The following is an 11,319-nucleotide window of genomic DNA, read 5'->3' as shown; positions in this document are numbered from 1 at the left end:
CTGCAGCGAGTGACGTTCGGCCACACGCTCCTGCGGGTCAATAAGCATTCGCCGGCCCGTCATGGGTGAGCAACTGCTGGAACTGATCCGAGGACACGGCGTGGGAGATCAGGAAGCCTTGTACCTGAGTGCAGTCGATCTTACGCAACAGCGCAAGTTCTTGCGCGGTTTCTACACCTTCGGCCACTACAGTCAGGCCCAGTTGGCGGCCAAGGCTGACGATGCTGGTCAGCGCCTGGGCCAACTCTTCGTTGGTATTGCAGCCCTGTACCAGGCCGCGATCGATCTTCAATTCGGTAAAAGGTGCCGAGACCAGGTTCATGTATGAGCTGTAACCCTTGCCAAAATCGTCCTGGGACAACCCGAACCCCTTGATCCGCAATCGGCAGGCGCCGGCGTAGAAGTTGCTGATGTCATCCGGTACGGAGCATTCCATCAATTCGAAGCAGATGCGTGCGGGCAAGCCCTGACGCTCCAGCACGAAGGCGAGGATGCGGTCGGGCAGGTCATGACTATTGAGCAGGTGCGTCGGCAGGTTGATCGACACCGGGATGTCATAACCTTGTTCGCGCCAGGCGGTTTGGGCGAGCAGCGCTTGTTCCAGTACGCACCACAGCAGCTGCTCTTCGAGGTCGAAGGCGACCAGCGCCGGCAAAAACACTCCGGGCAGCAGCGTGCCATGTTCGGGATGAACCCAGCGCACCAGTGCTTCGGCCGCGACGATGCGACCGTTTTTCAGGGCTTTTTTCGGTTGGAACCAGGCTTGCAACTCACCGTTGTCCAGGGCGCTCAACAGGCTGCGCCGATCGATGCCGGGCAGGGTCTCGGCAGGGGCGGTCTGACGCAGTGCCTGCAATTGGTCGATCAGGCAGCGCAATGCAGCGGCATTCACCGGCTTGGAAATCAGCCCGATAACCTTCACTTGCAAGTTGCTCGCCACCAGGCTGGCGCCCATCAACATGCGGCGCGAAGCCGCGCTCATGATGGCCAGCGCCGGTCGCGAAGGGTGCGCGGCCAGGCCTTGGATAAATTGCACGCCGTCCATGCCCGGCATCAGCAGGTCAGTGAGCACCAGGTCGAAGTCGCGGCTTTTCAGGCAGGCCAATGCGGCTTCGCCGTCCCTGGCAAACGCTAGGTCAAAGTTGCCGAGGGTGCTGAACAGGTTCTGCAAATACAGGTGCTGGAAGGGGTGGTCTTCGACAATCAAAATGCTACAGGGCTTCATGAGCGGCTCGTTCGTAGGGAGCCAGGGCGGTAAACAAGGCTCGCAGCGTAAAAGGTTTGATCAGGCAGTGATTCATGCCGGCGGCCAGGCACAAGGCGTCTTCCCCGCGCAGGGCGTTGGCCGTGGCGCCGATGATAGGGGTTGTACAGCCCAGCCCACGCAGGGCCTTGGCCAGTTCGTAGCCGTTGAGCTTGGGCATGTTGACGTCGGTGAGCACAAGGTCAAAGCCGCCGTCGTGCCAGTGCGACAGCGCTTCTTCACCGTCGCGGGTCAATGTCACGCTGCAGCCGAGTTCTTCAAGCTGGTCGCGCAGGATCAACTGATTAATGACGTTATCTTCGGCCACCAGGATGTGCAGCCCCAATGGACGCAACGTGTGCAGCTCTGCGGGTTCCTCCGGCGGGATAAGCTGGCCGCCTTGGGCTTGGCGAAGCGCCTGCTCGATTGCGTTCAAATCGTTCAGGTTGACCTTCCAGCCAGTGATGGTGGACTGTGGCTCGTGGGCCGCCTCGCCGCTGGCGGTGACGCGTGGCCCTTCCCATGGCAGCACCGATTCGCAGGCGCCAGGGTGCAACTCGAGCAGCACGCCTGGCGCCATGCCAACAGGTACGCCGATATGCGGCCGCGCTCCCCAACGGCGCAACCAGCCGCTGAAGCTTTCGGCCAGTTCACGGACGGGGGAGACCACATACACAATTTCCGCTGCAAGTGCCGTTGGTGTTGCCGCCGATACCTGCTCACGCAGCTGCTCCAGCGGTACGGTCAGGGAAAAACTGCTGCCCAGGCCCGGCTCGCTGACCATGCGCAAGGTGCCGTTCATCAGGTGAGTCAAGCGCAGGCAGATCGGCAAGCCCAGGCCGGTGCCGGCCACCACGTTAGTGTTGCCTTGTGTCTGGTAGAACGGCTCGAAAATATACGCCTGGTCCTCATGGGCAATGCCTTTGCCGGTGTCCGAGACCTGCCATTGCAGGCATACCCGCTCGCCTTCACGGCTGAGCAGCTTGACCCGCAATACCACGCGCCCGGAATCGGTGAACTTGACCGCATTACTCAGCAGGTTATTGAGGATCTGCCGCACGCGGCTGACATCGCCCTTCAAGCGTTCCGGCAGCTGCGGGTCCAGGCAGGCGTATAGCTGCAAGCCTTTGCTCTGCGCCGCTGCTGCATAACCCTGCACCACTTCCTGTACCAGGGCCGGTACGCAGAACTCGCTTAACTCCAGGGCCAGTTGCCCGGCTTCGATTTTCGACACGTCGAGTACGTCGCAGATCAATTGCAGTAAGGTCGCGGACGATCCTTCGATAGCGCGCAGGTAACTCTTCTGCTGGCTATCCAGGCGGGTGCGAGCGAGCAATTCGAGGGTGCCGAGCACGCCATACAGCGGAGTGCGAATTTCATGGCTCATGGTGGCAAGAAACAAGGTTTTCGCTTCATTGGCCGCGTCCGCCGACTGGCGCGCCTGCTCCAGCGCCGCTTCGATTTGCGTGCGTGCGCTGATGTCGCTGAATGCACACAGCAACACGTCCTCGCCTTTGTAGCGGGTGGGGGCGCAGCTCAGGTACAGATGGCGGCCGTCGGCGGTTTCGAAGTAATCGGTGAGGTGCGGGGTGCTGGCATCAAAGGCATCGCGAATCCAGCCCGGGCCCAATTGCTCGCCGCACTGGCCCAGCCATTGGCGGGCGAGGGTGTTTTCCAGCACCACCTGGCCGTCGCTGCGGCGTAGCACGCACAGCGCCACGGGCGCGGTCTGGATCACATCGCGGCTAAACAGCTCGCTTTCCACCAGTGCCTGGATACGGTGCAGTGCCGGGGTGATGAAGCGGTGTTCCAGGCGCCGGATCAGCACGCACACCAGGCTGATACTCAGCAGGCAGAACGCCAATGCGCCTAACAGTTGCGGCCATAGCGCCCACAGCACAGCGCGCAGATCGATGGAGTAGGTGAGCTGCCAATCCGAAGATTTCAGTTGCTTGCGCAATACTAGTTGCTCGGGCAACCAGCCGGCCCCGACAAAACCGAAGAAGTCCTGTTGCCGCAGCAGTGGCAGATTCTGCCCAGGCGGTGGTTTCTGGCTATTGCTGAACAGCGCCATGCCCTGGGCGTTGAACATGGTGAATTCGCCGGCGCTGTGGTCGTTCAAGGCGCTGGAGACTTCGCGGTCGTCCATTTCCAGGCCGAGCCAGCCGGAGTTCACGTCGCGCTCGTCCAGACGAATAAAAATATACAGCTGGGAGTGCCCATCCCAGGCATGGGTCAGCCAGAGTTCCTGCAAGGTTTTGCTGCGTTTGAGCGCGTCCAGTTGATCGAGCATGGCCTGGGGGAACTTTCTGCTCACCGATATGGCGTTGTACAACCGCAGCACTTGGCCCTCGGTGCCGACATACAGCAGGTTGAGCTGCTTGGCTTTTAAAAAATCACGCATGCGCTGGGTCAGCCAGATGTTCCATTGTTTGCCCGGTGTCTGGCCCAACAGCAGACGAATCTCTTCATCAGACACAGAATCGTTCGCTTCGACCTTGCGCGTGGCCGACAGGCTCAGGCTCCCCAGCAACGCCTCACGGGTAGTGAAAAACGTATGGGCCTCGGCGATGGCGCTGCTCATATAACTGCGCCGCTGGGAGATCTCATTGTTGAAGGTAAACAGCAGAAAGCTATACACACCGCCCAGGATGCCGACCAGCAGCACCAATGCAAAAATGCGCAACAGCCGGCGTACGGCGTTGTGGCTGGAAAGGACCGGGCTGATCTGGTGGAGGTAGTCTTTTAATCTCATCCCGGCACTCTAGGGCTGGCCGGGTGTAGGGAAAATCAGACGATCCTTAGAGTGTTACAGGTAGTTCACGATAAAGGTGACTTCGGTGTTGGCGCTGCCGGCCTTGAGGTTGCCGTTGGGCAAGCGGTAATACGCCGCCGACAGGGGGATCTTGAAAGTGGTGCCGGTGGTGGTGAAGGCGTTGAATGGGTAGGCGGTGTCCAATGCGATGGGCTGCCCAGTTTCATTCATCAGTTGCAGGCCAATGCCGGTAGCGGTGGAAGTGTTATTGAGTGCGACGATGCCTTTGGCGGCGTCGATGACGGGGGTGGTGGCCTTGAGCGAATAGGTGACTTTCTTGATGCCGGTCTGGCATTGGTTCAGGCCGATGTTGAAGCGCACCTTGCGCGGTGTGGCACCGGCCTGGTCAAAATCCTGGAGCTGATAGTCGTCGCCCATGGCAACCGGGACGGCGGGTGTCTGGCAGGAGGCCGCATTCAATACGATGGGGTTCATCAGGTTGAAATTTTTGAGAACCAGTTCTCCGCCTTGGAGGCTGCCCAGGTAGCCTGCATCAATATTGACTTTTTCCGCCAGCGGGCCGGTTTTGGCGATTTCCAGCCTGACCTCCCCTGGGCCGACGCCGTAGGCGTTGGCCGGCCCTATGGCGGTTAAACCGTGTTCATAGCGGTTCAGGGAGCCTATCCAGATGCTGTAGGAGAGACCTGATTTGCCAAGGGGAAACCATTTTTGCCCGCTGGTTGTGGGGCTCAGCTTGGGATTGGCGAAAATGCCATACAAGGACGTGTCTTTGCACGACCAAACATTACTGAGACTTTGCACGGTATCTTGATAGACCACGGTGCCATTAGGCGTGTCGGCGGCAATGGTCAGCGTATTGTTTGCCAGGCTTGCGCCGAAGTTGAGGTTGTCAACTTTGGAGTCAATGGCGACACAATTCGCTGCCTGGGCGATCGCTGAGCACCCTAGCATCATCGTGGTGATGAAGCAAAGCAGGGGGAAACTTGGTTTTAAACGCTTCATGGGCGGGCTTTACGTGTTGGTCTGGAAGCGTTGTACGTTAAACAGCCGAGGCAACGCTGCCCATCAGGCAATCCTTAGAACCCACCAACTACCAAGCAACCTAATTATTCCATTTGACATTCGCTGCCTAAGCAGTAACATCCCGTCACACATTCACTGCCTAGGCAGTAATAAGGTGACTTTCGATGCCTCACTTCACCCCTGACAACTTCCACAACTGCCACCTCGGCCTGTTGCTGGGCCGCGCCGCGATCCTCAAGGACCGCATCATCGACACCCATATGGAACCCCACGGCATTACCGCGGCGCAGTTCAAGGTGTTGATCATCATGGCCCAGTTCGGCGTCGACACCCCGGCGGAGCTGTGCCGCAACCTGTCCCTGGACAGCGGTTCGATGACGCGCATGCTCGACCGGCTGGAGCAAAAAGACTTGCTCAGCCGCAAGCGTTCCGAGCTGGATCGCCGCCAAGTGCAGTTGGTGCTGACCGCCGAAGGCCAGCGCCTGGCGGACATGCTCCCGCATATTGGCGCCAAGGCGCTCAACCAGTTGGCCGGCGTGCTTGAGCCGGGCGAGCTGGAAACCCTGGAGCGCATCCTGAAAAAAATGCTGATCGCTGCGGGTGACCCCATCACGATCCAGCGGGTAGGTCGATCATGAACACTCGCGCACTCAGCCTGGTGCTGGCGGCGATGACGTTGGCCGGTTGCGCCAATTACAGCGGCCTCGACACCCAAGGCCAGCGCCTCGACGCCAACACCCTGCACACCGGCAAGTCCCTGAGCGGGGTGACGCTGTCGAGCGCCGCCTGGCCGGCCGCTGACTGGTGGAAAAGCCTGGGCGACCCTCAGCTTGACGGCCTGATCCAGGAAGCCCTGCAAAACAGCCCCGACATGCAAGTCGCCGACGCCCGTGCGCATCAGGCCGAAGCCGCCGCCTATGCCGCCAACGCCGCGCGTATGCCGACCGTGGATGCCAGCGCCGGCGTGAGCCGTTCGCGCCTGGCCAAGGATCAGGACCCACGCGGGCAGGGCGATGCCTATTCGACGGTGCGCAACATCGGCGCCAGCTTCAATTACAACTTCGACCTCTGGGGCGGCCAGCGCGCCGCCTGGGAAGCCGCGTTGGGCGAGGCCCGTGCTGCCGAAGTCGACCAGCAGGCCGCGCGCCTGACTCTGGCCGCGAACGTGGCCAAGGCCTACAGCGACCTCGGCCAGGCGCATATCGTGCGTGACCTGGCCGTCGATGACCTCAAGCGTACCCGCCAGATGCTCGACCTGAGCAAGCGCCGCCTGAGTTCCGGTATCGACAGCGAGTACCAGTTCCAGCAGACCGAGAGCCTGGAAGCCAGTTCTCAGTCGCAACTGATTGATGCGGAAAAACAACTGCAAAGCGCCAAGATCGCGTTGGCTGTGTTGCTCGGCAAAGGCCCGGACCGCGGTGACGAGTTGGCGCGCCCAGCGGTGCTCAAACCCAGCGCCGTGGCCGTGCCGGCGGTGTTGCCTGCCGAGCTGCTCGGCCGTCGTCCGGACCTGGTCGCCGCACGCTGGCGCGTAGAGGCCGCGAGCAAGAACATCGATGCCAGCAAGACCCGCTTCTACCCCAACCTCAACCTGAGCGCGAGCGCCGGTGCCGAGTCGTTGCTGGGCGATGCGATGTTCGGTTCAGCCAGCCGCTTCTTCAACATTGCACCGACGATTTCGCTGCCGATTTTTGACGGCGGCCGCCTGCGCGCCGACCTCGATGCCCGCGACGCCGACTACGACCTGGCCGTGGCCCAGTACAACAAAACCCTGGTGCAAGCCTTGGGTGATATCGGCAACAGCCTGTCCCAACTGCGCGATACCGGTCGGCAGATCCAGGCCCAGCAACACGCGGCCGACATCGCGCAACAGTCCTACGACACCGGGGTGCAACGCTACAGCTCAGGCATCGGTAACTACCTGGATGTGCTCAGCATCGAACAGCAATTGCTACAGGCCCAGCGTCAGCTGGCGACCCTGAATGCGGCGCAGATCGACCTGTCGATTCAATTGATGCAGGCCCTGGGTGGCGGGTATCACGCCAACAGCGTGGCCGCGACCACCCCCGCAACACGCACGGAATAATTTGAGGTATTTGTCATGGCCACTGCCGAAAGCACCAACGCAACCGAACAACCCAAAGACACCAACCCGCGCAAACGCAAAGTGATGCTGATCGGCCTGGCGCTGATCGTCATCCTCAGTGTGGTGGGCGTGTGGGCCTGGTATGAGTTCTACGGGCGCTTCAATGAAAGCACCGATGACGCCTATGTGAACGGCAACGTGGTGGAAATCACCCCGCTGGTCACCGGCACCGTGGTCAGCATCGGCGCCGACGATGGTGACCTGGTCCATGAAGGCCAGGTGCTGATCAACTTCGACCCCAACGACGCCGCCGTCGGCCTGCAGAGTGCCCAGGCCAACCTGGCCCGCACCGTACGCCAAGTGCGCGGTTTGTACAGCAACGTCGATGGCATGAAAGCCCAAGTCAATGCGCAGAAAGCCGATGTGCAAACCGCCCAGGACAACTACAACCGCCGTAAAACCCTGGCCCAGGGCGGCGCGATTTCCCAGGAAGAACTGTCTCACGCTCGCGACAGCCTGACCGCTGCCAAGAACGCCTTGACCAACCTTGAGCAACAACTCAAAACCACCAATGCCCTGGTGGATGACACGGTGATTTCGTCCCATCCCGATGTGCAAGCGGCCGCCGCGCAACTGCGCCAGGCGTACCTGACCAATGCCCGCAGCACCTTGATCGCGCCGGTCACCGGCTATGTGGCCAAGCGCACCGTGCAACTGGGCCAGCGCGTCCAACCGGGCACCGCGCTGATGGCGGTGATCCCGCTGGACCAGCTGTGGATCGACGCCAACTTCAAGGAAACCCAACTGCGGGATATGCGCATCGGCCAGCCGGTGGATATCGAGTCGGACATCTACGGCAGCGACGTCAAGTACAGCGGCACCGTCGACAGCCTCGGCGCCGGCACCGGCAGCGCGTTCGCCTTGTTGCCTGCACAGAACGCCACCGGCAACTGGATCAAGATCGTGCAGCGGGTACCGGTGCGCATCCATATCAACGCCGAAGAGCTGGCCAAACACCCGCTGCGCGTGGGCTTGAGCACCGTGGTGAATGTAGACCTACACGACCAGAGCGGCCCGGTGCTGGCGCAACAGGCGCCGCAAAAAGCCTCGTTCACCACCAACGTATATGACCGCCAATTGGCCGAGGCCGATGCCATGATCAACCAGTTGATCCATGACAATAGCGTCGCCGCTCCCAAGGCTGCGCAACGCTGATGAGCAATAACGCCTCGTTCACGCCACCCAGCCTGTTGATGGCCACCATTGGCCTGTCGCTGGCGACCTTCATGCAGGTGCTCGACACTACCATCGCCAACGTGGCGTTGCCGACTATCTCCGGCAACCTGGGGGTGAGTTCGGAGCAGGGCACCTGGGTGATCACCTCGTTTGCGGTGAGCAACGCCATCGCCTTGCCGCTCACCGGTTGGTTGAGCCGGCGCTTTGGCGAGGTGAAGCTGTTTTTGTGGGCGACCCTGCTGTTTGTGCTGGCGTCGTTCCTGTGCGGTATTTCCACCTCGATGCCTGAGTTGATCGGCTTTCGGGTTCTGCAAGGTTTGGTGGCAGGGCCGCTGTACCCGATGACCCAGACCTTGCTGATTGCGGTCTACCCACCGGCCAAGCGCGGCATGGCCCTGGCGTTATTGGCGATGGTCACGGTGGTGGCGCCGATTGCAGGTCCCATCCTCGGCGGCTGGATCACCGACAGCTACAGTTGGCCGTGGATCTTTTTCATCAACGTGCCCATCGGTATCTTCGCGGTGATGGTGGTGCGCTCGCAGTTGAAGAAACGCCCGGTGGTCACCAGCTACCAGCCGATGGATTACGTCGGGTTGTTGAGTCTGATCGTCGGGGTGGGTGCCTTGCAGATCATCCTCGACAAGGGCAATGACCTGGACTGGTTCGAGTCCAACTTCATCATCATCGGTGCGGCCATTTCGGTGATTGCCCTGGCGGTGTTCGTGATCTGGGAGATGACCGACAAGCACCCGGTGGTCAACCTGCGGCTGTTCGCACACCGTAATTTCCGGATCGGCACCATCGTGTTGATCCTCGGTTATGCGGGCTTTTTCGGCATCAACCTGATCCTGCCGCAGTGGCTGCAAACCCAGATGGGCTACACCGCCACCTGGGCCGGGCTGGCGGTGGCGCCGATCGGCATTTTGCCGGTGCTGATGTCGCCATTCGTGGGCAAGTACGCGCACAAGTTCGACCTGCGCCTGCTGGCGGGCCTGGCATTCCTGGCGATTGGCTTGAGCTGCTTCATGCGCGCCGGTTTCACCAACGAAGTGGACTTTACCCACATCGCCATGGTGCAGCTGTTCATGGGCATCGGCGTGGCGCTGTTCTTCATGCCGACCTTGAGCATCCTGATGTCCGACCTGCCGCCGCACCAGATTGCCGACGGCGCGGGGCTGGCGACCTTCCTGCGTACCTTGGGCGGCAGCTTTGCGGCATCGCTGACCACCTGGATCTGGATCCGCCGGGCCGACCAGCACCATGCCTACATGAGCGAGAACATGACCGTCTACGACTCGACCACCCGCGATGCGTTGCAGGCGCTGGGTGGGGCAGGGCAGAAGGCCTATACCCAACTGGACCAGATTCTCACCAGCCAGGCGTACATGATGTCCACCGTGGATTACTTCACGTTGCTAGGGTGGATGTTCATGGGCTTGATGTTGCTGGTGTGGCTGGCCAAGCCGCCGTTTACGGCGAAGGCCGGGCCTGCGGCTTCGGGGCACTGATCATAAGGTCAGCGCGGTTCCTGTGGGAGCTGGCTTGCCTGCGATGCAGACACCTCGGTGTATCAGATGCACCGAGGTGATGCTATCGCAGGCAAGCCAGCTCCCACAGGTTGATCGGTGTTGTGTCAGAGGTTCAGGCGCCAGGCAGCGCGAGCTGCGGGTTGACGAAATCAAACGCCGCCAGTTGAAAGCCTTGCTCCTCCACCTGCAACGCCCAGCCTTGCTTGTCCCAGTCCCCCAGCACAATGCGCTTGGCCGCCTGGTCGCCGATCTGCAACTTATGGATGGCGGGGCGGTGGGTATGGCCGTGGACCAGGGTGCGCACGCCGAACTGCTGCATCACCCGTGGCACTTCTTCAGGGGTGACATCGACAATGTCGTTGGCCTTCATGCGCACTTGAGCACTGCTCTCACTGCGCAACTTGCGCGCCAGTTTGTGGCGGGTGCCCAAGGGCAGGTGGCGCAGGATAAACAGCACAATCGGGTTACGCAGGATGCGCCGCAGCTTCATATAGCCGAGGTCGCGGGTGCAGAGGCTGTCGCCGTGCATCAACAGCACAGGCTCGCCATACAACTGCACGACCGTCGGGTCCTTGAGCAAGGTAGCGCCTGCCGCTTTGCAGAACGCCTTGCCGATCAGGAAATCGCGGTTGCCGTGCATGATGAAAATCGGGGTGCCGCTGTCGCTCAGCTCACGCAGAGCCTCACAGATGGAACGTTGGAAGGGGGTCATGCCATCGTCGCCAATCCAGGCTTCGAAGAAGTCCCCCAGAATGTACAGCGCCTGGGCACCACGGGCGCGGCCATGGAGCAGATCCAGAAACGCCCGGGTAATGTCCGGGCGTTCCTCTTCCAGATGCAAGTCTGAAATCAGCAATATCACGCTTCGATGATCTCGGCTTTCTCGACGATCACGTCTTCGGCTGGAACGTCCTGGTGACCGGCCTTGGAGGTGGTGGATACGCCTTTGATCTTGTCGACAACGTCAGTGCCTTGGGTGACTTTACCGAACACCGCGTAGCCCCAACCCTGCACGTTCTTGCCGCTGTGGTTCAGGAAGGCGTTGTCGGCGACGTTGATGAAGAACTGCGCGGAGGCCGAATGCGGCTCCATGGTACGGGCCATGGCGACGGTGTACTTGTCGTTGGAAAGGCCGTTGTTCGCTTCGTTCTGGATGCTTGGACGCTTGTCTTTCTTCTCTTTCATGCCAGGCTCGAAACCGCCGCCCTGGATCATGAAGTTGCCGATGACACGGTGGAAAACGGTGTTTTCGTAGTGGCCGGCTTTCACGTATTCAATGAAGTTGGCGACGGTGATCGGCGCTTTCTCGGCGTTCAGCTCGATGACGATGTCACCGTGGTTGGTGGTCAGTTTGACTTGAGTCATGTTCACTACTCTTTTCAGGGAATTCGTGGGTGTGGGCGCCTGGGCACCTTACCTGTCTGGC

9 protein-coding genes are annotated in these 11,319 nt (G+C 60.8%); 4 read left to right on the top strand and 5 right to left on the bottom strand.

Annotated elements, in window-relative coordinates; all coding sequences use genetic code 11:
- Positions 1-37 precede the first annotated feature (37 nt).
- From AB9N64_RS06435 to AB9N64_RS06425, 3 genes are read right to left on the bottom strand one after another with little or no spacing between them, the layout of a single operon-like run.
- Complete coding sequence (locus AB9N64_RS06435; RefSeq protein WP_137271347.1) at positions 38-1,225, bottom strand: EAL domain-containing protein; 1,188 nt, start codon at positions 1,223-1,225, stop codon at positions 38-40.
- Entirely contained in the window at positions 1,212-3,998 is a 2,787-nt protein-coding gene (locus AB9N64_RS06430; RefSeq protein WP_371360059.1) for an ATP-binding protein, read from the bottom strand. Before AB9N64_RS06430 ends, AB9N64_RS06435 begins: the two co-directional genes overlap by 14 nt.
- A gap of 54 nt (positions 3,999-4,052) precedes the next feature.
- The gene (locus AB9N64_RS06425; RefSeq protein ID WP_137271345.1) at positions 4,053-5,021 is read right to left on the bottom strand and encodes a fimbrial protein; all 969 of its coding nucleotides are present in this window, start codon (positions 5,019-5,021) and stop codon (positions 4,053-4,055) included.
- Between the two features lie 185 nt (positions 5,022-5,206).
- On the opposite strand from AB9N64_RS06425, the gene AB9N64_RS06420 reads away from it, so the two are divergent.
- From AB9N64_RS06420 to AB9N64_RS06405, 4 genes are read left to right on the top strand one after another with little or no spacing between them, the layout of a single operon-like run.
- Entirely contained in the window at positions 5,207-5,680 is a 474-nt protein-coding gene (locus tag AB9N64_RS06420; RefSeq protein ID WP_014718945.1) for a MarR family winged helix-turn-helix transcriptional regulator, read from the top strand.
- Complete coding sequence (locus AB9N64_RS06415; RefSeq protein ID WP_020302330.1) at positions 5,677-7,128, top strand: efflux transporter outer membrane subunit; 1,452 nt, start codon at positions 5,677-5,679, stop codon at positions 7,126-7,128. The genes AB9N64_RS06420 and AB9N64_RS06415 overlap by 4 nt, the downstream gene beginning before the upstream one ends.
- Positions 7,129-7,143: 15 nt before the next feature.
- Positions 7,144-8,343 carry an efflux RND transporter periplasmic adaptor subunit gene (locus tag AB9N64_RS06410; protein ID WP_014718943.1) on the top strand — a complete coding sequence of 400 codons (1,200 nt, stop codon included), beginning with the start codon at positions 7,144-7,146 and terminating at the stop codon, positions 8,341-8,343.
- Positions 8,343-9,872: a DHA2 family efflux MFS transporter permease subunit gene (locus AB9N64_RS06405; RefSeq protein ID WP_020302329.1), complete on the top strand. Its 1,530-nt coding sequence runs from the start codon at positions 8,343-8,345 to the stop codon at positions 9,870-9,872. The genes AB9N64_RS06410 and AB9N64_RS06405 overlap by 1 nt, the downstream gene beginning before the upstream one ends.
- 133 nt (positions 9,873-10,005) lie before the next feature.
- Here AB9N64_RS06405 and lpxH read toward each other — a convergent pair whose 3' ends face one another.
- Positions 10,006-10,755, bottom strand: a complete 750-nt coding sequence (gene lpxH, locus AB9N64_RS06400) for a UDP-2,3-diacylglucosamine diphosphatase (RefSeq protein WP_060767014.1) — start codon at positions 10,753-10,755, stop codon at positions 10,006-10,008.
- Positions 10,752-11,258, bottom strand: a complete 507-nt coding sequence (locus AB9N64_RS06395; protein ID WP_371360058.1) for a peptidylprolyl isomerase — start codon at positions 11,256-11,258, stop codon at positions 10,752-10,754. Before AB9N64_RS06395 ends, lpxH begins: the two co-directional genes overlap by 4 nt.
- Between the last annotated feature and the right edge of the window lie 61 nt (positions 11,259-11,319).

The organism is Pseudomonas sp. KT_2_4 (assembly GCF_041410225.1).
Lineage (GTDB): Bacteria > Pseudomonadota > Gammaproteobacteria > Pseudomonadales > Pseudomonadaceae > Aquipseudomonas > Aquipseudomonas paracarnis.
This window is presented reverse-complemented; position numbering and strand designations above follow the sequence as displayed.

Bases quoted from the DNA above. Each gene is read 5' to 3' on its own strand.
- AB9N64_RS06405 (WP_020302329.1), top strand. From the start codon at position 8,343: ATGAGCAATAACGCCTCGTTCACGCCACCCAGCCTGTTGATGGCCACC.
- AB9N64_RS06420 (WP_014718945.1), top strand. From the start codon at position 5,207: ATGCCTCACTTCACCCCTGACAACTTCCACAACTGCCACCTCGGCCTG.
- AB9N64_RS06435 (WP_137271347.1), bottom strand. From the start codon at position 1,225: ATGAAGCCCTGTAGCATTTTGATTGTCGAAGACCACCCCTTCCAGCAC.
- AB9N64_RS06395 (WP_371360058.1), bottom strand. From the start codon at position 11,258: ATGACTCAAGTCAAACTGACCACCAACCACGGTGACATCGTCATCGAG.
- AB9N64_RS06425 (WP_137271345.1), bottom strand. From the start codon at position 5,021: ATGAAGCGTTTAAAACCAAGTTTCCCCCTGCTTTGCTTCATCACCACG.
- AB9N64_RS06410 (WP_014718943.1), top strand. From the start codon at position 7,144: ATGGCCACTGCCGAAAGCACCAACGCAACCGAACAACCCAAAGACACC.
- AB9N64_RS06415 (WP_020302330.1), top strand. From the start codon at position 5,677: ATGAACACTCGCGCACTCAGCCTGGTGCTGGCGGCGATGACGTTGGCC.
- AB9N64_RS06430 (WP_371360059.1), bottom strand. From the start codon at position 3,998: ATGAGATTAAAAGACTACCTCCACCAGATCAGCCCGGTCCTTTCCAGC.